The organism is Halobellus rarus (assembly GCF_024494595.1).
In the GTDB taxonomy this organism is placed as follows: domain Archaea; phylum Halobacteriota; class Halobacteria; order Halobacteriales; family Haloferacaceae; genus Haloquadratum; species Haloquadratum rarum.
The window spans coordinates 17251-37463 of record NZ_JANHDI010000007.1 but is presented as its reverse complement, the minus strand read 5'-3'; the positions used below and the strand labels follow the sequence as shown (position 1 = coordinate 37463).

General features: G+C 67.5%; 20 protein-coding genes and 1 tRNA gene. 18 read left to right on the top strand and 3 right to left on the bottom strand.

Annotated elements, in window-relative coordinates; translation table 11 throughout:
• Window positions 1-153: 153 nt before the first annotated feature.
• From NO876_RS08465 to NO876_RS08455, 3 genes are all read left to right on the top strand, one after another.
• The gene (locus NO876_RS08465) at window positions 154-777 is read left to right on the top strand and encodes a metal-dependent hydrolase (RefSeq protein WP_256421255.1); all 624 of its coding nucleotides are present in this window, start codon (window positions 154-156) and stop codon (window positions 775-777) included.
• A gap of 542 nt (window positions 778-1319) precedes the next feature.
• On the top strand, window positions 1320-1835 hold the full coding sequence (locus NO876_RS08460) for a DUF21 domain-containing protein (RefSeq protein WP_256421254.1): 516 nt from the start codon (window positions 1320-1322) through the stop codon (window positions 1833-1835).
• Window positions 1836-1937: 102 nt separating this feature from the next.
• Window positions 1938-2588 (top strand): DUF502 domain-containing protein, encoded by a 651-nt coding sequence (locus tag NO876_RS08455; protein WP_256421253.1) that lies wholly within the window; start codon window positions 1938-1940, stop codon window positions 2586-2588.
• A 96-nt stretch (window positions 2589-2684) separates the two neighbouring features.
• Here the strand turns inward: NO876_RS08455 and NO876_RS08450 are convergent.
• Both NO876_RS08450 and NO876_RS08445 read right to left on the bottom strand, forming a co-directional pair.
• Window positions 2685-2756, bottom strand: a tRNA-Thr gene (locus NO876_RS08450).
• Window positions 2757-2836: 80 nt separating this feature from the next.
• Window positions 2837-3535: a DUF7114 family protein gene (locus NO876_RS08445; RefSeq protein WP_256421252.1), complete on the bottom strand. Its 699-nt coding sequence runs from the start codon at window positions 3533-3535 to the stop codon at window positions 2837-2839.
• A 142-nt stretch (window positions 3536-3677) separates the two neighbouring features.
• Here NO876_RS08445 and NO876_RS08440 point away from each other — a divergent pair, with 142 nt between their 5' ends.
• The gene (locus tag NO876_RS08440; protein ID WP_256421251.1) at window positions 3678-4436 is read left to right on the top strand and encodes a riboflavin synthase; all 759 of its coding nucleotides are present in this window, start codon (window positions 3678-3680) and stop codon (window positions 4434-4436) included.
• A gap of 67 nt (window positions 4437-4503) precedes the next feature.
• Here the strand turns inward: NO876_RS08440 and NO876_RS08435 are convergent, their stop codons facing one another.
• A complete protein-coding gene (locus NO876_RS08435) occupies window positions 4504-5508 on the bottom strand; it encodes a PrsW family intramembrane metalloprotease (protein ID WP_256421250.1) in 1005 nt (334 codons plus the stop codon).
• A 206-nt stretch (window positions 5509-5714) separates the two neighbouring features.
• On the opposite strand from NO876_RS08435, the gene NO876_RS08430 reads away from it, so the two are divergent.
• The 14 genes from NO876_RS08430 (at window position 5715) to NO876_RS08365 (ending at window position 20186) form a co-directional block, all read left to right on the top strand.
• Window positions 5715-6089, top strand: a complete 375-nt coding sequence (locus NO876_RS08430) for a DUF7532 family protein (protein WP_256421249.1) — start codon at window positions 5715-5717, stop codon at window positions 6087-6089.
• Window positions 6086-7645, top strand: a complete 1560-nt coding sequence (locus NO876_RS08425) for a ribonuclease FAU-1 family protein (protein WP_256421248.1) — start codon at window positions 6086-6088, stop codon at window positions 7643-7645. The genes NO876_RS08430 and NO876_RS08425 overlap by 4 nt, the downstream gene beginning before the upstream one ends.
• A gap of 128 nt (window positions 7646-7773) precedes the next feature.
• On the top strand, window positions 7774-9003 hold the full coding sequence (locus NO876_RS08420; RefSeq protein WP_256421247.1) for a translation initiation factor IF-2 subunit gamma: 1230 nt from the start codon (window positions 7774-7776) through the stop codon (window positions 9001-9003).
• Window positions 9004-9086: 83 nt separating this feature from the next.
• A complete protein-coding gene (locus tag NO876_RS08415) occupies window positions 9087-9470 on the top strand; it encodes a type II toxin-antitoxin system VapC family toxin (RefSeq protein WP_256421246.1) in 384 nt (127 codons plus the stop codon).
• A 3-nt stretch (window positions 9471-9473) separates the two neighbouring features.
• Window positions 9474-10052, top strand: coding sequence for a DNA-directed RNA polymerase (locus NO876_RS08410; RefSeq protein WP_103992872.1), 579 nt, complete (start codon window positions 9474-9476; stop codon window positions 10050-10052).
• Window positions 10053-10250, top strand: coding sequence for a transcription elongation factor subunit Spt4 (gene spt4, locus NO876_RS08405; RefSeq protein WP_103992873.1), 198 nt, complete (start codon window positions 10053-10055; stop codon window positions 10248-10250).
• A 4-nt stretch (window positions 10251-10254) separates the two neighbouring features.
• Window positions 10255-10803, top strand: a complete 549-nt coding sequence (locus NO876_RS08400; protein ID WP_256421245.1) for a GTP-dependent dephospho-CoA kinase family protein — start codon at window positions 10255-10257, stop codon at window positions 10801-10803.
• An 86-nt stretch (window positions 10804-10889) separates the two neighbouring features.
• Complete coding sequence (locus NO876_RS08395; RefSeq protein WP_256421244.1) at window positions 10890-11204, top strand: 30S ribosomal protein S24e; 315 nt, start codon at window positions 10890-10892, stop codon at window positions 11202-11204.
• Between the two features lie 33 nt (window positions 11205-11237).
• Window positions 11238-12839, top strand: coding sequence for a bifunctional N(6)-L-threonylcarbamoyladenine synthase/serine/threonine protein kinase (locus NO876_RS08390; RefSeq protein ID WP_256421243.1), 1602 nt, complete (start codon window positions 11238-11240; stop codon window positions 12837-12839).
• 276 nt (window positions 12840-13115) lie between these two features.
• Window positions 13116-13400, top strand: a complete 285-nt coding sequence (locus NO876_RS08385) for a DUF5808 domain-containing protein (RefSeq protein WP_256421242.1) — start codon at window positions 13116-13118, stop codon at window positions 13398-13400.
• 148 nt (window positions 13401-13548) lie between these two features.
• A complete protein-coding gene (locus NO876_RS08380) occupies window positions 13549-14187 on the top strand; it encodes a non-canonical purine NTP pyrophosphatase (RefSeq protein ID WP_256421241.1) in 639 nt (212 codons plus the stop codon).
• A 195-nt stretch (window positions 14188-14382) separates the two neighbouring features.
• Entirely contained in the window at window positions 14383-16077 is a 1695-nt protein-coding gene (locus NO876_RS08375) for a methyl-accepting chemotaxis protein (protein WP_256421240.1), read from the top strand.
• A gap of 189 nt (window positions 16078-16266) precedes the next feature.
• On the top strand, window positions 16267-18141 hold the full coding sequence (locus tag NO876_RS08370) for a PINc/VapC family ATPase (protein WP_256421239.1): 1875 nt from the start codon (window positions 16267-16269) through the stop codon (window positions 18139-18141).
• A 314-nt stretch (window positions 18142-18455) separates the two neighbouring features.
• Complete coding sequence (locus NO876_RS08365) at window positions 18456-20186, top strand: PAS domain S-box protein (protein ID WP_256421238.1); 1731 nt, start codon at window positions 18456-18458, stop codon at window positions 20184-20186.
• Window positions 20187-20213 lie beyond the last annotated feature (27 nt).

Genomic DNA, 20213 nt, shown 5'->3' with positions numbered 1-20213 from the left:
GCGAAGAGGAAAAATCCGCAGTGTCGGTCGCGACGTTTGAGTCCCGATCGGGGGCGCGTCGTGGGATGCGACTGAGCACGGTCGACCCCACCGACAGCAGTGGTACCGAGACACACGCAACGGTCATACCGTTCATCGGCGTACGACCCGGTGATGATGGCAACTACGCACGCGCTGGCCGGCGTCGTGCTCGCAGTGCTCGTCGGCGTCGTCTTTCCGGGGAGCGCCGCCGAAACGTCCGTGATACCCGTCGCGGCGGCCGCGCTCGGCGGGCTGTTTCCGGACTTCGACCTCTACGCCGGCCACCGCCGGACGTTGCACTTTCCGGTGTACTTCAGCGTCGCGGCCGCCGGAGCCGCCCTCGTGGCCGTCGCCACCCCGACGACGATCACCGTCGCCGCGGCGCTCTTTCTCGCGGCGGCGGCGCTGCACTCCGCGATGGACGCGCTCGGCGGCGGGCTGGAGCTGAAGCCGTGGCTCGGCACCTCCGAGCGGGCTGTGTACAGCCACTACCACCGCCGCTGGATCCGTCCCCGACGGTGGGTCCGCTACGACGGCGCGCCGGAAGACCTCCTGGTCGCGATCGCGTTCGCCGCGCCGGCCGTGTACGTCCTCGACGGTCCCGCCCAGGCGGCAGTCCTCGCCGCCGTCGCCGTCTCGACGCTGTACGTCCTCGTGCGCAAGCCGATGGTACTCGTCACGCAGAAGATCGTCGACGCGCTTCCCCCGCAGTTCGTCGACCGACTGCCCGCCCGGTTCGTCGAAGATTTCCAGTAGGCTGCCTGTGAGCGCGGGACGACGCCGTCAGTCGTCGCCGGTATCGACCATAGACGGGAGCGGTCGCACCGAGCCACAGCATTGCTGCGACAGTGCCTGAACCGCCTCGAAAGTGCCTGAACCGCCTCGAAAGTGCCTGAACCGCCTCGACAGTCCCTGTTCCATCTCGACGATCCGTCGATCGATCTCGCGTGCGGTGGTCAGTTGTGCCCGTGCGGTGAACGGTGCTAGATATATAACTATATTCGTCCAGAGATTTTTTGTATTAGTATATTGTATAGGAATATATGCCGGGAGATACTGGACGTTCTCTGATCGAATCTCACACGCAGTACACGCACAGTCGGTTCCGGTGCCGCCGCTGTGGTGCGGTCGTTCCGAAGGAGGCCGTCGAAGGCGCACTCTGTGTGAACTGCGAACGGCCCCGTTGACAGTCGCTCGCTCCCGTGGCCCTCGCAGGAGTGACCGCTCCCGAGAGATTGGTAGTGACCGCTATGAAGTCAGGGGTGAGACCTTTGCCGCCGGCGCGAGTGAGGGCCCGTATGGTACTGGTTTCTATCGGTCTCGCTGTCGGTGCGATCGTCGTCCTGATCGGAGTGAGCGCGTTCTTTTCGAGCAGCGAGACGGCAATCTTCACCCTTCCCGAAGCGTGGTTCACGTCGTCGGAATCAGCGGCCGACAGTCGGTTCACGACGCTGCGGAATCTCCGAGGCGATCCGCACAGACTGCTGGTGACGCTTCTGGTGGGAAACAACGTCGTCAACGTCGCGATCGCGAGCATCACCACGCTGCTTTTCACCGAGCACCTGCCGGCCGGCGTCGCCGTGACGGCCTCGACCGTCGTCGCCAGCACCGTCGTGCTGATATTCGGCGAGATCGTGCCGAAGTCCTACGGACTGGGTCACGCCGAGGAGTGGGCGCTCAGAGTGGCCCAGCCGATCGCGCTGGTCGGACGGGCGCTCCTCCCGCTCGTGGTGCTTTTCGACTGGATCACCCGGCACCTGAACACGGCGATCGGCGGCGAATCCGCGATCGAGAAGACGCACGTCGAAGAATGAGACGGTCGGCCGTAACTTCGTCCCGATACCCCGCCGGACTCCCGTTTCGCCGGCCGGCCGCACGACCTTAACGACTTTTATTCCGGTGAGTGTACTCAGCGTATGAACGTATCGGCGGCGGTCAAGAGTAGCTTCCTCGCTGGATTGATTTTACTCACACCCCTGGTCGTCACGCTCTACGTCCTCCGGCTTCTCGTCAACTGGTCGCTCCAGTTCGTCAACCCGGTCGTCCGGGAGACGCGCCTCACGCAGTACACGGCGAACATCGAGGTCGTCGCCCAGGTTCTCGCCGTCGTGCTGATCCTGGGGTCGATCACAGTCTTGGGTTATCTCGCCCAGCAACGCGTCGGACGGGAGATGTTCGGCAATCTCGGCCAGGTCGTGAACGTGATTCCCCTCGTCAGCACCATCTACGTGGGCGTGCGGCAGGTCGCCAACTCCCTCGTCGACCGGGACACGGCGTACGAAAGCGTCGTCCTCGTCGAGTATCCGCGGAAAGACGTCTACTCGATCGGTCTCGTGACCGGCGAGAGCCCTCCCGTCGCCGAGGACGTCGCTGGCTGCCAACTGTACAACGTGTTTCTGCCGCACAGCCCGAACCCGACCGCCGGACGGTTGGTGCTACTCCCGGACGAGCAGATCCACGAGGTCGATATGAGCGTCCGCCAGGGGATGCGGCTCATCGTCACGAGCGGGATCGGAACGGATCAGAGCCCCTCGACGCTCCCGAGACTCGACGAGTCCGCGGAGTGAGGTTCGAGCGGCAAGAGATGTCTAACGCAGGCGGACATCTCTCTGCAACGGGACCTACAGTGCCTACTGTGCTTAAGTGTTACACAGAAAGGCAGAAGCCTAGGCCGGGATTTGAACCCGGGGTCTCGTCCTTACCAAGGACGCGCTTTACCGCTAAGCTACCCAGGCGCAGTTCTCCGTAGCGCGGATTCGTCTTTAGGAGTTTCGATTTGATGGTCGGGTCCGGCGATCCACTCGCCCGCCTGTCGTCACGAGTCCGTCGCCGACGACGGCACTCTGTCGTCGGGGCCGCTCCCGACGGCCGACAGCGACGCGAGGCGCTCGGCGGTCGTCTCCGAGAACGCCGCATCGGCCGGCTGTAGCTCCCCGTCGGCGTCGCAGTCGCGGCCCAGTTCGGCCGCGTACTCCAGCAGGGCGGGCGAGGGCGTCGCGCCGACGGCCGTGGTTCCGGCGACGACGGCGAGCGCGAAGACGTCCGATTCGAGGTTCCGATCGAGGGAGTCGACGTCGGCCCCGTCCCCGCGTCTGAGCGTCTGGTCCCGCCCGAACGCGCGGACGACGTCGACCGCGCGGCCGGCGGCGTCGGTCCGGGCGAGCAGGTAGAAACCGCGCGAGACGAACACGTCCGCGGCGAGCACGTCGAGGTCTGCCGCGATGTCCCCGGTGGCGTCGCCGTCGGCGATCCGCGTCCAGGGTTCCTCGTGGGCCAGCGTGCGAGTGAGTCGCAGGCCCTCGTAGATCAACTGTACGCCGGCAGCTCGCTCCGCGAGGCCGTCGGCATCGGTGTCAACTCCGGTTTCGGGTGCGCGAGCGCTCAGAAGCGCCAACACGGCCGGCGTCATCGGCGCGTCGGAGAGGCGCTCGAACAGTACCTCCCGGAGCCGGTCGGGTTCGACGTCTTCGACTGCCTCCTGCGCAGCGTCGCGGACCCGCACGGCGTCGTCCATCGACACTTCCTAGCGACGGGAGCGGCAAAGACCTTTGGAAACCCCGTCCGCCCGGATGCGACCCCGAGAGCGGAGGTCGCGACCCCCCCGCGCCGATTCTCGGATTCGAGGCGTTTTTCAGAACTGAGACGAATGCGTGGGTATGTTCACCGGAATCGTCGAGACGACAGGAACGGTCGTCGAGACGAGCGACGACGAGGGGGGCCGACGGCTCCGCATCGAGGTCAACGGAACCGGATCCACAGCGGCTGCCGCGTCCGGGGGAGCACAGTCTGCACCTGACTCCGGGACGGAACCGGAGCCCGGCGCGGACACCGACTCAGACACTGTTGCCGACTCCGCGTCGGCCGCCGATCCCGAGGCGGAAGTCGCGTACGACGACCTCCATCACGGCCAGTCGATCGCCGTCAACGGCGTCTGTCTGACCGTCGAGGCGTTCCGGACCGATCCATCACCCCAGTTCGAGGTGTTCCTCGCGAGCGAGACCGTCGAGAAGACCTACCTCGGAGAGATCGGGGCGGGCGATCGGGTGAACCTCGAACGCGCGCTCGCCGCTGACGGCCGGTTCGACGGCCACCTCGTGCAGGGGCACGTGGACACGACGACCGAGGTGACGGAGATCGAGCGCGTCGGCGACGACTGGTTCTTCGAGTTCGCGCTGCCGCCGGCGGTGGCGCAGTACGTCGTCGGAAAGGGGTCGGTCACGCTCGACGGGATCAGCCTCACCGTCGCCGACCGCGGCACCGAGCGGTTCACCGTCGCGATCATCCCGACGACGTACGACGTGACGACGCTCTCGGAGAAGTCGGTCGGCGACCCGGTGCACCTCGAAGTCGACGTCGTCGCGAAGTACGTCGAGCAGATGGTCGCCGGCTACCGCGACGCGATCGAGGGGGCCTAGCGGGCGTCGGAACGCACGGCCGCAAAACCACACGGAGCCCGCCGAGAGCGCTCGAACGGCCGCCGAATCACTCGAACTCGGTCAGTTCCGAGTCGAAGTCCGATTCGGTCGCGGGCGGCGCGTGGGCCTCGCGGTAACTGTCGCGGTACCGCTGGATCTTCCGGAGGAGAAAGAGCCCGAAGACGCCGTCGTAGAGCACGACGTAAACCAGGAACGGCGCGAGCCCCGAGAGCCCGGTTACGGCCGCGATGATCGCCGATCCGACTCCGACGGTGGTGTTATAGGTCGCGTGGACGAACGCCGCGAGCAGGATACCTTTCACGACGATCGGGCCGCGTTTGCCGGGATTGAACTTCGCGAGACCGAGGTAGTAGCCCGCGATGGCCGAGTAGATGACGTGACCCGGTCCGGCGAGGGCCCTGATCGCGGTGATGCCGCCGCCGACCCCGATGAGCCCGAGCCCCATATCGAGTCCCTGATCCGGTAGCTGTCGGGTGATGTAGAGCGCGTTCTCGATGACGGCGAAGCCGAGTCCGGCCATCGCGCCGTAGACCGTCCCGTCGAGGACGGCGTCGAACCGGTCGTCGGTGTAGGCGTACAACCGAACGGCCAGGAGTTTCACCACCTCCTCGACCGGCCCGACGACGATGTAAAAGAACAGCGCCGTCCCGAGGAATCCGAGCACCTGGAAGTACGGTCGCAGTACGGTGTTGAGGACGGCCGCGAAGTTCGCCGTCAGGACGCCGAGGAGGAACGTCGCGACGAGAAGCGACAGCGGTTCGCTGGAGGTCACGTCGGTCGAGTAGACGTAGGCGGCCAACCCGATCGCCGGGATCGCAGAGAGGAGCGTGAGCAACCCGATCTGGGGGTCCGTCAGCGCCGCGAGGCCGCCGATCCCGAGGAGCAAGAGGAAAGCGAACCCGACCACGGCGAGTCTGGCGGAGCCGGCGACGACCCGCCAGATGAGCGCCGATACCTTGTCCAACGGGGTCCGAACGTCCCACGTCGCGACGTCGTAGAGGTCCATCGAGTCACCGGCGGCCTCCTCGACCGGGTCCTTTCTGTCCCGCATCGACGACGGGTTCTCACGCGGCGACCTAAGGTCTTCGGCCCGAGCGGTTCGGAAACAGTGTCAGCCGCGTCGGCCGCGGCCGGAGACGGACGGTCGACCGCGACCGGTCGGGTCTGTACGAATCCGACCGCGACTGGTCGGGGCCGTACGGCGACGGCCGCGACTGGCTGGATTCAAAAGTCGTCCGCCCGTACCGACGCGTACCGATGCACTTCGATCAACGCACGCAGGCCGCGCTCCGAGACGTCGGCCTCTCCCGCGAGGAGGTCCGGGAGGCCTCCGAACGCGTCTCCGCGGCCGTCGACCGCGACGCCGACAGCCTCCGGGAGTTCTTCGACCGCGACGTCGTCTACTCGGACATGGAGATGGCGCACAGCGCCGGCGGGATCAACGAACACGCCGTCGAGTACCTCGACCTGTTCACCCACGGCAGCGACCTCCGCGGCTACCTCCGGTTCGACGCGTGGGGCGTCCCGGTCGAGGGCGGTCGCGTCCTCTCGGACGACGTCGTCGAACTCTCCCTCGGGCCCACGGTCCACGACCGCGTGCGGTTCGCCCGCGACGAGGACGCGCTGCGATGAGCGGCGATGGAGGCGGCGACGAGAGCGACGAAAACGGAGAGATCGACGCACCAGACGTCGAGACTGTCGAACCACGCGTCCGCGTCAGAGGGATCTACACGACGGCCGTGACCCGACTGCTTCTCGACGCGGGTGTCGAGGTCGTGCAGGCCTCCGAACCGATCCGCGAGCGCTTCGACGCCGAGTTCGGCGACGGGACGCACGACGCCACGGTCGCGACGACGAGCGACCGCCAGGGCGTCGGGGTCGACGGCGACCCTGAGACGGTCTCGGCCATCGCCGACGAACTCCGAGGCGTCGGCCGCGACACCTTCGCGTGGGGCGATCCGACCCCGCCGGGCGCGGTGTTCGAGGCGACCGTGAGCGAGACGCTCGGCTCCGGCGCGGTCTGCGACCTCGGGGAGAGCGAGGGCTTTCTCCCCTACAGCGACGCAGAGGAGCACCTCGAAACGGGCGACGACGTCCGGGTGCAGGTCGGAGAGAGCGCGCCGCCGTGGGCCGACCGGCGCGCGCGACTCGGCACCGAGATCCGCGCGGACGCCGGGCTCGCGACCCTCGTTCGCGGGCGAGAGGGTGTCACAGTCGACACCCGCGACGACGCCGCCGGCCGCGAACTCGCGGGGATGACCGACCTGCTCTCCGTCGACGTCCCCGACGGGTGGGGCGTCGAGTGGTCCCACGCCGCCACGAACGCAGAGATGAGCGCGCTGGAGGCCGCGCTCGAACGGGCCGTCGAGCGCGCGGAGGATCTCGCCGCAGCGTTGGACGGCGAAGCGCTCGACGGCGAAGCGGAGTCGGTCTCGGAGAGGCCAACCGCGCTCGCGACCCCTGCGGCCGGACGGTGGCTGTGGTTCGGCCGCGAGTCCCGGTTCGCGCTCGACGACGCCCGGCGGGAAGTGACCGCGACGATGCCGGGACACCACCGCACGAAGACCGCCAGCGAGTCGGCGAGCGCCGGGGTGGATCTCGCGGAGGCGCTCTGCGGGGCGGGCGGGTTCGCCGGAGCAGGTGGCGAGAGGGGCGAAACGGTCGACAGAGGGGGCGACGCCCCCGCCTTCCCGTTCGACGTCGTGACGCGGCAGTTCGGCCCCGTCGAGGGCGACACCGTCGAGATCAAACACGGCAAGCCCGACGGCCGCGCGTTCTCGCTGGGCAGCGGCGAGGTGACCAACTGGGACGTCGACGGCTCCCTGGACGTGACGCGGACGCTCTCGGGCAGCGGCACCTACGACGGACTCGGGACCCGCCGGGAAGCGGGCGATACCGCCCTCACGAAGTTCCGAGAGGGACGCTGGTGGTACCCGACCGTCTACCGGAGCGCAGAGGGCGACCACCGCGGGACCTACGTCAACGTCTGTACGCCCGTCGAGTGCTTCCCCGACGAGGTCCGGTACGTCGACCTCCACGTCGACGTGGTGAAGCGGCCCGACGGGACGGTCGAGCGCGTCGACGACGACGAACTCGACGCGGCGGTCGAGGCGGGAAACGTCTCCGAATCCGCGGCCGAGAAGGCGCGGGCGGTGGCGACGAGTCTCGAACGCGCGCTGTCCGAATAGCACCCAGTCATAGTGGCGGAGTCGAACGCCGTGGAAGGTCCTCCCACACCGCTGTCGGTCGGAGAACAGCAACTTTATCAGTCGCTCGCGGCGAATTGCACGCAAGATTACTCTCTAGGAGGTCAATAGTGACACAACAAATACAACAACCGGAGGTGAACATCGGACTCGTCGGGCACGTCGACCACGGGAAGACGACGCTCGTGCAGGCGCTGTCCGGATCGTGGACGGATCAGCACTCCGAGGAGATGAAGCGCGGAATCTCTATCCGACTCGGCTACGCTGACGCCACGTTCCGGAAACTCCCCGACGTCGACCCGCCGGAGTGCTACACGGTCGAGGAGACCGGGCCGGACGGCGAGGAGACCGAGGTGCTGCGGACGGTCTCCTTCGTCGACGCCCCGGGCCACGAGACGCTGATGGCGACGATGCTGTCGGGCGCGGCCATCATGGACGGCGCCGTCCTCGTCGTGAGCGCGACCGAGGACGTCCCGCAGGCCCAGACCGAAGAGCACCTGATGGCGCTGGACATCATCGGCATCGAGAACATCGTCATCGCACAGAACAAGATCGACCTGGTCGACCGCGAGCGCGCGGTCGAATCCCACGAGCAGATCGAGGAGTTCGTCGAGGGCACCGTCGCCGAGGACGCGCCGATCGTCCCCGTCAGCGCCCAGCAGGAGGTCAACATCGACCTCCTGATCGACGCCATCGAACGCGAGATCCCGACGCCCGAGCGCGACGAGAGCGAATCGCCGCGGCTGTTCGCGGCGCGGTCGTTCGACATCAACCGGCCGGGAACGACTTGGGAGGACCTGAAGGGCGGCGTCGTCGGCGGATCCGTCGTCCAGGGCAAACTCACCACCGGCGAGGAGGTCGAACTCCGCCCCGGCCGCGAGGTCGAGGAGGGCGGCTCCTCGGAGTGGGAGCCGATCACCACGGAGATCCGATCGCTGCAGGCCGGCGGTCAGTCGGTCGAGGAAGTCCGACCGGGCGGCCTCTGCGGCATCGGAACGGGCCTCGACCCGAGCCTCACGAAGGGCGATGCCCTCGCCGGACAGGTCGCGGGCGAACCCGGGACCCTCCCGCCGACGCGCGGGGAGTTCACGATGGACGTCGAACTCCTCGATCGGATCGTCGGCGAGGACGAGGGCGCGGTAGAGGAGATTTCCACGGGCGAGCCGCTGATGCTCACCGTCGGAACCGCGACGACGGTCGGCGCGGTCACGAGCGCCCGGACGGGCGAGGCCGAGGTGTCGCTGAAGCGCCCCGTCTGCGCCGAATCGGGCGCGAAGATCGCCATCAACCGCCGGGTCGGCGCGCGGTGGCGGCTCATCGGCATCGGGACGCTGCAGTGACGGCCGATCGCGGCGCCGTGATCCGACGGCGGCCGTGAATGCACGACGGCGAGCAAACCGAAACCAGACGACGACACACGAGGATGACGACCGTGATACTCGATACGAACGCGCTGATGATGCCGGTCGAACTCGACGTGCGGGTCTTCGAGGAACTCGACCGCCTCGTCGGCGCCGACGCCGACCTGGTCGCCCCTCGCGCCGTCGTCGCCGAGTTGGAGAAGCTCGCCGGCGAGGGAAACGGCGTCGAGGCGACCGCCGCGAGCGTGGGGCGGGACCTCGTCTCCCGGTGCCGGATCGTCGAGACCGGCGTCTCCTACGCCGACGACGCCGTGGTCGAACTCGCAGAGACGGAGGGCGGGTACGTCCTCACCAACGACAGGCCGCTCCGCGACCGGTTGCTCGAACGCGGCGTTCGCGTAATCGGTTTAAGGGGTCGAAACGCATTGGAGATAACAGAACCATAACATATGTACAAACGGGTACGACTCAAGGACACAGTCGAGGTACCGCCGAAGCACCTCGCGGACGTGACGCCACAGCGGGTCAAGCGGCTCCTGCAGGACAAACTGGAAGGACGGATGGACGAGGACGTCGGCAGCGTCGTCAGCGTCGTCGACGTCCACGACATCGGCGAGGGGACGGTGCTCCCCGGCCGCGCCGGCGTCTACTACGAGGCGGAGTTCGACGCGATCACGTTCGACCCCTCGATGCAGGAGGTCGTCGACGGCGAGGTCGTCGAGGTCGTCGAGTTCGGTGCCTTCGTCGGCATCGGACCGGTCGACGGGCTGCTGCACGTCTCGCAGATCTCCGACGAGTACCTCGCCTACGACGGGGAGAACCAGCAGCTCGCGTCGACGGAGTCGAACCGGACGCTGAGCGTCGGCGACTCCGTTCGCGTGCGCGTCGTGACGAAGAGCATCGACGAGCGCAACCCGCGCGACTCGAAGATCGGCCTCACCGCCAAACAGCCCGGGCTCGGCAAGCACGGCTGGCTGGAAGCCGACCGCCAGGCGAACACCGCGACGACCGGAGCGGAGGGCGAGTAGATGGCCGAGTCCCGTCTCGCCTGCCGGGAGTGTCACTACATCAACCACGGCGACGCGCAGGCGTGTGAGAACTGCGGCTCCAGCAGTCTCACCGAGGACTGGGCGGGCTACGTCGTCATCACGCACCCCGAGCAGTCGGAGATCGCCGACGAGATGAACGTCAACGAGCCGGGCGGCTACGCGCTGAAGGTCCGCTGACCGGATGCTCACGCTTCCCGACGACATCCGAGGCTCGTTCAAGGAACCGTTCGGCCCGGTGTACACCGACGCAGCGGCGCTACTCTCCGATGCCGGCCGGCCCGTGATCGCCGTCGGCGACGTCGTCACCTACCACCTGCGGCGGGCGGGCCACGTCCCCGCGGTGGCGATCGTCGACGGGAAGACGAAGCGGGAGACGGTCGACGCGGAGATCCGGGAGGCGCTCGCGGATCCCGAGCACAGACGCGACGTCGAGAACCCGCCCGGGGCGCTCTCGGAGTCGCTGCTCGTCGCGCTCGCCGAGGCCGTCGCATCCGACGAGCCGATCACGATCGTCGTCGACGGCGAGGAGGACCTCGCGACGCTGCCGGCGGTGCTCGTCGCGCCCGACGGCGCGACGGTCGTGTACGGCCAGCCCGGGGAGGGAATGGTGCGGGTCGACGTGACTGACGACACGAAGGCGGAGATGCGGTCGCTGATCGAGCGGATGGACGGCGACGTCTCCGGCGCGCTGACGGCTCTCGGCGTCGAAGCAACGGACGAATCCCGCTGAACGCCGTCGGAAGCGAGATCGAGAACCGCGTTCTCCTCTTCGAAATCCTTTTACTCCTTTCGGGAGGATGGTAGGACAACTGAACCATGGAAATCGACATTATCTCCGAGGACGGGAACCCGATGTTACATCGGACCGACGTCCGGTTCGAGATCGTTCACGACGACGCGACGCCCTCGCGGCTCTCCGTCCGCGACAGCCTCGCCGCGAAGCTGAACAAGGACTCTGCCGAGGTCGTGGTCCACAAACTCGACACGAAGTTCGGGATGCGAAAGACCGTCGGCTACGCGAAGGTCTACGAGTCGCCGGACTTCGCCCGCGACATCGAACAGGACTACATGCTCGATCGGAACAAGATCGAGGCCGACGAGGGCGCCGAGGCGGAAGCCGAAGAGGCCTGATCGGTCGCACAGCCAGCAGACACCTACTTTTCGATGCGAATCGTCGGAATCGAAGGGACCGCCTGGGCCGCCAGCGCTGCGCTCTACGACGCGGAAACCGACGACGTCGTCATCGAATCTGACCCCTACGAACCCGACAGCGGCGGGATCCACCCGCGCGAGGCGGCCGAACACATGGGAGCAGCGATCCCCGAAGTCGTCTCGACGATCCTCGATCACGCCGCGGCGACCGCGAGTGAGTACGGAGACGGACTCGACATCGACGCCGTCGCGTTCTCCCGCGGACCAGGGCTCGGTCCGTGTCTTCGCATCGTCGGCACGGCAGCGCGAGCGCTGGCGCAGACCCTGTCGGTGCCGCTCGTCGGCGTCAACCATATGGTGGCCCACCTCGAGATCGGCCGTCATCGATCCGGCTTCGAGTCGCCGGTCTGTCTGAACGCCTCGGGCGCGAACGCGCACCTCCTGGGCTACCACGACGGCCGGTACCGAATCCTCGGCGAGACGATGGACACCGGCGTCGGAAATGCAATAGACAAGTTCACGCGGCACCTCGACTGGTCGCACCCGGGCGGCCCCAAGGTCGAGAAGCGGGCGAAAGAGGGGAAGTATCACGACCTCCCGTACGTCGTCAAGGGAATGGACTTCTCCTTCTCGGGGATTATGTCCGCCGCGAAGGACGCCGTCGACGACGGCGTACCGGTCGAGGACGTCTGTGCCGGCCTCCAGGAGACGATTTTCGCGATGCTGACAGAAGTCGCAGAGCGGGCGCTGTCGCTGACGGGTACCGACGAACTCGTCCTCGGCGGCGGCGTCGGACAGAACGAGCGCCTGCGAGAGATGCTCGCCTCGATGTGCGAGCAGCGCGGCGCGGAGTTCTACGCGCCCGAGCCGCGTTTTCTGCGGGACAACGCGGGGATGATCGCCGTCCTCGGGGCGAAGATGTTCCGAGCGGGAGATACGATCGAAGTATCAGAGTCCTCGGTCGATCCGAACTTCCGCCCCGACGAGGTTGCAGTGACTTGGCGTGGCAGCGACGAGTCAGTCGTCCGGGATCCGTCGGCGTCGGGGACGATCCGCGGCGCCGAGGCGACCGTGACGATCGAGGACGACCGCGTGATCAAGCGGCGCGTCCCGAAGGCGTACCGACACCCGGCGCTCGACGACCGCCTCCGCGCCGACCGCACGCGGGCGGAGGCGCGGCTCACGAGCGCCGCGCGTCGCGTCGGCGTCCCCACACCCGTCGTCTACGACGTCGACCCCGCAGAGGGGACGCTGATCTTCCAGCGCGTCGGCGACGACGACCTCGCCGCGGCGCTCTCGGAGGGACGATGTCGGGCGGTCGGCCGACACCTCGCAGTCGTCCACGACGCCGGCTTCGTGCACGGCGATCCGACCACCCGGAACGTCCGCGTCGATAGGCAGCGGACGTACCTCATCGATTTCGGCCTCGGCTACCACACCGGCCACGTCGAGGACCACGCGATGGACGTCCACGTGTTCAAACAGAGCGTCGCCGGGACCGCCTCGGACGCGGAGCCGCTGCTCGCGGCCGTCGAGGAAGGATACGCCGCCGTCGGTGACGATGCCGTCTTGGACCGACTCCGGGCGATCGAGGGACGCGGCCGGTATCAGTGAAGCCGCTGCTGGAGCGGGTTTGCTGGGCTGACAGTCGGCACCTGCTCGATCCGACCGGACCAGTCCGCGCCCGACTGGTCCGGTCGCTCGTCCCGCATCGACGTGCCGAGCAACCGCGGCCCGACGCGGGATGACGCTTACGTCACGGGGGGCCTGGCCGCTCGTTCGCATATAAACGCCCGCACCTCCGGACGGTCAGCCGTCCGCGACTCGTCGATCCGACTGTCAGCGAGCCGATGCCAAAACGATTTATTACCGCCCGGCGTACGCTGTCGTATGGCAGACAAACCGAAGCAGGGAGAGATACTCGGGATTCCGTACAACTTCGAGCGCCCCTCGTTCGGCCGGATGCTCGCGTCGTACTGGAAGCCCGGCGAGGGGATGCTCGTGAAGAAGCCCTTCGGCATCGGCTACACGCTCAATCTCGCGAACTGGCGCTCGTGGGTCGCGCTGCTCGTGGTGGGCGGCCTCCTCTGGCAGGAGCAGAAGTCCCGGAGCGGGGACGACGACCTCGAAGCCGACGAGGACGACGACGGCCCCGTCGAAGTCATCGTCGACTGACGGCGCCCCGCGGGCCGACCGATCGAGGGCCGCGGCGGTCGTCGACGCGGCCAACGCGGTCACGAAACCGTCGCGCACCGACGTCGTCGCCGCGTCGGCGGCGCGGAACCGACGGGACTTTCTCTCGACTGGACGCACGTCCCGGTAGATGCTTCGCTACGTCACGACGAACGCGGGGAAAGTGCGGGAGGCGCGCGAGTACCTCGACGGCGTCGAGCAGTTGGACTACGATTACACCGAGGTACAGGCCGCGGAACTGGCCCCGATCGCCGCCCGCGGCGCGCGGGAGGCGTACCGACACGCGGGCGAACCCGTCCTCGTCGACGACGCCGGCCTGTTCGTCGAGGGGTTCGACGGCTTCCCCGGTCCCTATTCGGCGTACGTCGAGAATACGCTGGGCGTCGAGGCGGTCCAGCGACTCGTCGAGCGCGAGACGGCGGAACCGCACCGGGCGTCCTTCCGGTGCGTCCTGGCGTACTGCGACGGCGACGACTTCGAGGCGAGTCCGGACCCGATCGACCGCGAGGACCGGAGCGCCGCGGCCGCCGCGGATGCGACGCCGGCGGAAAACGACGGTTCCGACGCGCTCCCGGTGAAACTGTTTCACGGTCGGGCCCCCGGCCGGATCGTCGAACCGCGCGGCGAGGGCGGGTTCGGCTACGACCCCGTCTTCGAACACGACGGGACCACGTTCGCGGAGATGAGCCCCGAGGAGAAGAACGCCGTCTCCCACCGGGGGCGAGCCTTCGCGAAGTTCGCGGAGTGGCTGCAGGAGCGGACGCAGTAGCGACGAGGACGCCTCGACGACGCAGCGATCCGACGAAGTCGACGTGGAAGATCGACGGTCCTCTCGCCGAACTGCGTATCGAATCTGATACCCGGACGCAAACCTTGATACCGGTCCGTTCTCGTGCCGGTTCCTGTTATCAGTGAGTGAGAACACGATGGCAGACTTATAAGTGAGCGTCGGGTGAGCCAGCGTATGAGCCTCCTCGAATCGTACGAACGACTCCTCTGGGGAACGATGGACGTTCTGGGCGTCTCCCACTCCGTCGCGCGGAAAGTGCTCGCTGCGGTCGGGATCCAGTTCGCCATCTCGATCGCCCAGGCAGGTCTCCCGTGGGTCACGAGCGGCGAGACGACGACCGTGCTGTCGGCGCTGCTGCTGGTCGGCGCGGCCGTCGCCTTCCTCAACACGGTCCTGATCGTCCGCCGCGACGTCGTCGACCCGATAGACAGCCTCTCGACGTCGGCGTCCGCCGTCGCCGCGGGCGATCTCTCGACGTCTCCCCCGACGACCGACGGCAACGACGAGATCGCGGAACTCGTCGAGGACTTCGGCGACATGCACGAGCACCTCCGACTCGTCTCGGCGCAGGCGACCGCGATGGCCGACAGGGAGTTCGACGATCCCGTTCTGGACGAGCGACTGCCCGGAGAGTTCGGGGACTCGCTCGGTCGGATGGCGACGGATCTCACGACCCACACGCGGGCGCTGCAGCGACTCGTCGACGCCTTCGGCGAGGCCACCGAACACGCCCGTGAGGGCGATCTGACGGCGCTGATGCCGGCGGCAGAACTCGCCGAAGAGGACGAGCGGTACGGCGAGGTGGCGCGCTCGTACAACGAGTTCCTCCGGACGCTCTCGGCGACGATCGGGGAGGTGCAGACGTTCGCCGACCGAGTGGCGGAGATGAGCGACGAGGCGCAGACCCACGTCGAGCGCGCGACCGAGTCGAGCGAGGCGGTCGCCGCCGCCGTCGACGAGATCGAGGACGGGGCCGACGAGCAGACCGAACACCTCCAGACCGTCGCCTCGGAACTGTCGACGCTCTCCGCGACGGTCGAGGAGATCGCCGCCTCCGCCGACGAGGTCGCCGGGACGGCCGAGCGCGCCGCCGAGCGCGGGCGCGAGGGACGCGACGTCGCGACGACGGCGATGGAGGAACTCGACGCCGTCGAGCGGCAGATCGACGAGGCGGCGGCCGCGATGGAGGAACTCGCCACGCACATCGACGAGATCGACGAGGTCGCGGAGTTCATCGACGAGATCGGGTCGCAGACCGACCTCCTCGCGATCAACGCCTCGATCGAGGCGGCCCACGCCGGCGACGCCGGGGACGGGTTCGGCGTCGTCGCCCGCGAGGTGAAGGCGCTGGCGGAGGAGACCCGCGAGTCCGCCGACGAGGTGTCCGGGCTCATCGAGGACGTGACCGAGCGCTCCGAGGAGACGCTCTCGATCGTCCACGAGACCGACGAGCAGGTCAAATCCAGCGTCGACACCGTCGAGACCGCCATCGACGAGTTCGAGTCGATCGTCGACGAGGTCGAGGGGATCGACCGGAGCATCCGCGAGGTGAGCGACGCCACCGACCAGCAGGCCACGTCCGCCCAGGACGTCTCCGCGCGGGTCGACGACGTCGCGAACATCTCCGAGGAGACGACCGCCCAGACGACCGCGGCCGTCGACGACGCGACGAAGCAGTCCGAATCGCTCGGCGAGCTCGAAGCGCAGGCGGCCACGCTCACGGCGCAGGCGAGCGGCCTCGACGACCTGGTCGACTCCTTCGAGATACTCGACACCGACGAGGAGCGGGAGGACGGACGGCGGGTCGGAGAGGACAGTGATCCCGCCGGACCGAGTCCCCCGCCGGCGGGCGTTCCCTCCGACGACTGAGCCGGTCCGTCGGTGACGACGGGTCTATTAGTTGACGACGATGCCGTCAGTTGACGACGACTCCGCCTGTGTTTCTCGACAGGTCCGTCTGTGAGGTGAGGTTCGTCCGTGACGACAGGTTCGTCTCCCGGCGAGCGAGGCGGAGCGTCAGTCTATAGCCTTATCCGTCCGCCGGTCGAACCGGAGAATATGAAGATAGTGCCGGACACGAGCGCGGTCATCGACGGTCGCGTGTCCGAGCGGGTCGAGTCCGACGACGACGCGGGGCCGATTTTGGTCCCGGAGGCGGTCGTCGGCGAACTCGAATCGCAGGCCAACGACGGCTTCGACACGGGATGGGAGGGGCTCGAAGAGCTCCAGCGGCTCGCGGAACTCGCAGACGAGGGCCGCGTCGACGTGCGATACGTCGGCCGCCGGACGAAGCCCAGCGAGGCCACCGGGGCCCACGAGGGGGACATCGACGCGCTGATCCGCGACGTCGCCGAGGAGGAGGGCGCGACGCTGCTCACGAGCGACGTCGTCCAGGCAGAGGTCGCGAAGGCGAAGGGCCTCGACGTCGAGTACGTCGAACCGCGCGTCCGCGGCTCCGGCGAACTCGTCATCGAGAAGTTCTTCGACGAGCAGACGATGTCCGTCCACCTGAAGACGGGGACGAAGCCGAAGGCCAAGCGCGGGGCCATCGGCGAGATGAGTTACCAGACGATCGACGAGGAGGTGACCGACGAGGCGACGATGAAGGAGTGGGCCGACGACATCGAGGAGACCGCCCGAAGCAGTTCGGAGGGCTTTCTCGAACTCTCGGAACCGGGGATGAGCATCGTCCAGTTCCGCGATTACCGGATCGCGGTCGCCCGTCCGCCCTTCTCCGACGGCATCGAGATCACCGCCGTCAGACCGATCGTCAAGACCGATCTGGAGGACTACGAGTTCGCCGACGAACTCAAGGATCGGCTGAAAGAGCGCCAGCGCGGCGTCCTCATCTCCGGGTCGCCCGGTGCGGGGAAGTCGACGTTCGCGCAGGCGGTCGCAGAGTTCCTCACCGACTCGGACTACGCGGTCAAGACGATGGAGAAGCCCCGGGACCTCCAGGTCGGCGACGACATCACCCAGTACACCGCCCTCGGCGGCGACATGGAGAAGACGGCCGACTCGCTACTCTTGGTCCGGCCGGACTACACCATCTACGACGAGGTGCGGAAGACGAAGGACTTCGGCGTCTTCGCGGACATGCGCCTCGCCGGCGTCGGAATGGTCGGCGTCGTCCACGCCACCCGCGCCATCGACGCCCTGCAGCGACTCGTCGGCCGCGTCGAGCTCGGGATGATCCCGCAGGTCGTCGATACGGTCGTGTACATCGAAGACGGTCGCGTCGACACCGTCTACGACGTCACGACGGAGGTGAAGGTCCCCGAGGGCCTCACCGCCGAGGACCTCGCCCGCCCGGTCATCCAGGTCGCGGACTTCGAGACCGGGAAGCCGGAGTACGAGATCTACACGTTCAACCGCCAGGTGGTCACGGTGCCGATCGGCGACGGCGACGGCGACGACGAGACCGGCGTCGGTCGCCTCGCCCGCCAGGAGATCGAACGCGAGATCCGATCGATCGCCCGCGGGCACGTCGACGTCGAACTGAAGGGCCAGAACGACGCCGTCGTCTACGTCGAGGAGGACGACATCTCCTACGTCATCGGCAAGGGCGGCGGCCGCATCTCCGACGTCGAGGACCGACTCGGCATCGACATCGACGTGCGCACCCACGACGAGAAGCCCGGACGACCCAGCGGCGAGTCCGCCGCCGGCAGCGGCGGGAGCGGTGGAGCGGGTGGGTCCGGCGGCCCCGACGACGGCATCGTGGTCACACCCGAGGTGACCTCACGGCACGTCGTCGTCCGGATGGACGAACACGTCGGCGAAACCGTCGAGATCCGCGCCGACGGCGAGTACCTCTTCACCGCGACGGTCGGCCGCGGCGGCGACATCCAGGTGTCGAGAGGCAGCGCCATCGCCGACGAACTCGAGCAGGCGATCGACCGGAAACAGCGGATCACCGTCCATCCGGCCTGATCGGGACAGTCGCGGCAGGTACCCGGTGACGGGGAGAGGGCGGCCCCCGAGAGCCGTGCGCGCCGGTCAGAGGCGGCAACCGCCGCTATGAGACACGCCGTTCGGATCGGAACCGCCGGGCGTCCGAAACCGCCGAACGTTCTCGAAAACCGTCGGACCGAGGGACGGCCCGGTTCGAAAACTGATAATCGGCCCCGGTGGCTTTATGAAATCAGGCGTCGCTACCCAGCGAGTGTAGCAATGGTCGGGTCCCCCTGTAGTTGCACACGGACGGGTCGGGTCCGGCCGAAGGTTCGTTCGGGGGGCCGGCGCTCGTGTTCGTGACCGCTCCGATCCTGCTGTCGCTCCTGCTTCGTATCCTCGGCGTCGGCCTCTCGGTGTATCTGCTGTACCGAGAGCGCGACCGTCGGTTCGTCTTCCTGGTGGTGCTGCTCTCGCTGATGGCGCTGCGGCAGGGGCTCACGCTGTTCGACGTCGGGTCGACGATACGGGAGGTGCCCGCTTTCCTGGTCAGCGTCCTCACGGTGGGTCTCGCGTTCTACTTGGTGCAGTACGTTCGAGAGGAGAGCGAGACCAAGGCACAGTTACGAGAGATGAACCGAGAACTGCAGGCGAGTCGGAATCGGCTTCGGGCGGCGATGAACGCCTCGCCGGAGTACATCTTTCTCTTCGACGAATCGGGTCGCTACCGGGAAGTCCTCTCCGGAGAGGACGGGATCACGATCCACCCGCCGGAAGACCTCCCCGGCAGGACGGTCGAGGAGGTCCTGCCCGACGAGACTGCCGCGGCGGTCCGGGCGGCGGTCGAGCGGACCGCCGAGACCGGCGAGATCCAGCGGACCGAATACCCGATGGCGCGAGACGACGGAGTGGAGTGGTACGAGGCGCGGACAGCGTGCGTTCAGTACCCCGACGAGGAGGTGCGACACGTGCTTCTCACCGCGCGCGACGTGACCGAGCGGAAGGAACGGGAACAGAAGCTACGGCGGTTCCGTCGCGCCATCGAGACCGCCGGTCACGCCATCTACATCACCGGCGACAGCGGCACGATAACGTACGTCAATCCCGCCTTCGAGGAGATCACGGGCTACTCACGCGACGACGCCGTCGGCCGCACCCCGGAGCTACTCAACTCCGGACAGATGCCCGACGATTACTTCACGGACTTGTGGGCGACGGTCCAGTCGGGAGACGTGTGGGAAGAGGAGATCCTCAACGAGCGTCGCGACGGCTCGCTGTATTACGCACAGCAGACGGTCGCACCCGTCATCGACGAGTCGGGGGCGGTACGAGAGTTCGTCGCGATCCAGACGGACATCACGCCGCTGAAAGAGCGGGAACGCCAACTCAACGTGCTCTCTCGAGTGTTACGACACAACCTCCGAAACGATATGAACGTGATACTCGGGAAGGCACAGGCCATCGAGGAGTCGACGGAGGGGGAGGTCGCATCCGATGCGGCACAGATCGGGCGGGTCGGAGAACGGCTGTTGGATCTCGCCGAGACGTACCGCGAGATCCTCGATATCATCGAGACGTCGGGGTCGAACCACCGGATTCCGCTCTTGGATCGGGTCCGAAACGAAGTGGGAGAACTCCGAGAGGCTCATCCGGACGCGGAGATCGAGGTCGAGTTCGACTGCCCCGAAGACGTCGCCGTCGTCGCGATCCCGGGCGTCGAACGCGCCGTCGGCGAACTGCTCGAAAACGCCGTGATCCACTCGGACCGCGAGCCGCCGGACGTCGACCTGAACATCGAATCGACCGCCGATGACGTGCGGATTCGCGTCGCGGACACCGGCCCGGGGATCCCGCCGACCGAGTGGAAGATCCTGACCGGCGAACACGAGATCAACCCGCTGTCGCACGGGACGGGGCTGGGGCTGTGGCTGGTCCACTGGCTGGTCACCCGCGCCGACGGACACCTCTCCTTCGAGGAGAACGAACCGCGCGGCAGCGTCGTGACGATACAGTTGCAGCGCGCCTCGGAGGCGGAGGGCGAATCCGGTTCGGAGTCGGGGACGCGGCGCGATGACGAGAGCTAACGGCGAAGCGGCGAACCGGACGATTCT

Excerpts from the sequence above, each read along its gene's own strand:
- NO876_RS08465 (WP_256421255.1), top strand. The coding sequence starts at position 154 with ATGATGGCAACTACGCACGCGCTGGCCGGCGTCGTGCTCGCAGTGCTC.
- NO876_RS08460 (WP_256421254.1), top strand. The coding sequence starts at position 1,320 with ATGGTACTGGTTTCTATCGGTCTCGCTGTCGGTGCGATCGTCGTCCTG.
- NO876_RS08455 (WP_256421253.1), top strand. The coding sequence starts at position 1,938 with ATGAACGTATCGGCGGCGGTCAAGAGTAGCTTCCTCGCTGGATTGATT.
- NO876_RS08445 (WP_256421252.1), bottom strand. The coding sequence starts at position 3,535 with ATGGACGACGCCGTGCGGGTCCGCGACGCTGCGCAGGAGGCAGTCGAA.
- NO876_RS08440 (WP_256421251.1), top strand. The coding sequence starts at position 3,678 with ATGTTCACCGGAATCGTCGAGACGACAGGAACGGTCGTCGAGACGAGC.
- NO876_RS08435 (WP_256421250.1), bottom strand. The coding sequence starts at position 5,508 with ATGCGGGACAGAAAGGACCCGGTCGAGGAGGCCGCCGGTGACTCGATG.
- NO876_RS08430 (WP_256421249.1), top strand. The coding sequence starts at position 5,715 with ATGCACTTCGATCAACGCACGCAGGCCGCGCTCCGAGACGTCGGCCTC.
- NO876_RS08425 (WP_256421248.1), top strand. The coding sequence starts at position 6,086 with ATGAGCGGCGATGGAGGCGGCGACGAGAGCGACGAAAACGGAGAGATC.
- NO876_RS08415 (WP_256421246.1), top strand. The coding sequence starts at position 9,087 with ATGACGACCGTGATACTCGATACGAACGCGCTGATGATGCCGGTCGAA.
- NO876_RS08410 (WP_103992872.1), top strand. The coding sequence starts at position 9,474 with ATGTACAAACGGGTACGACTCAAGGACACAGTCGAGGTACCGCCGAAG.
- spt4 (WP_103992873.1), top strand. The coding sequence starts at position 10,053 with ATGGCCGAGTCCCGTCTCGCCTGCCGGGAGTGTCACTACATCAACCAC.
- NO876_RS08400 (WP_256421245.1), top strand. The coding sequence starts at position 10,255 with ATGCTCACGCTTCCCGACGACATCCGAGGCTCGTTCAAGGAACCGTTC.
- NO876_RS08395 (WP_256421244.1), top strand. The coding sequence starts at position 10,890 with ATGGAAATCGACATTATCTCCGAGGACGGGAACCCGATGTTACATCGG.
- NO876_RS08390 (WP_256421243.1), top strand. The coding sequence starts at position 11,238 with ATGCGAATCGTCGGAATCGAAGGGACCGCCTGGGCCGCCAGCGCTGCG.
- NO876_RS08385 (WP_256421242.1), top strand. The coding sequence starts at position 13,116 with ATGGCAGACAAACCGAAGCAGGGAGAGATACTCGGGATTCCGTACAAC.
- NO876_RS08380 (WP_256421241.1), top strand. The coding sequence starts at position 13,549 with ATGCTTCGCTACGTCACGACGAACGCGGGGAAAGTGCGGGAGGCGCGC.
- NO876_RS08375 (WP_256421240.1), top strand. The coding sequence starts at position 14,383 with ATGAGCCTCCTCGAATCGTACGAACGACTCCTCTGGGGAACGATGGAC.
- NO876_RS08370 (WP_256421239.1), top strand. The coding sequence starts at position 16,267 with ATGAAGATAGTGCCGGACACGAGCGCGGTCATCGACGGTCGCGTGTCC.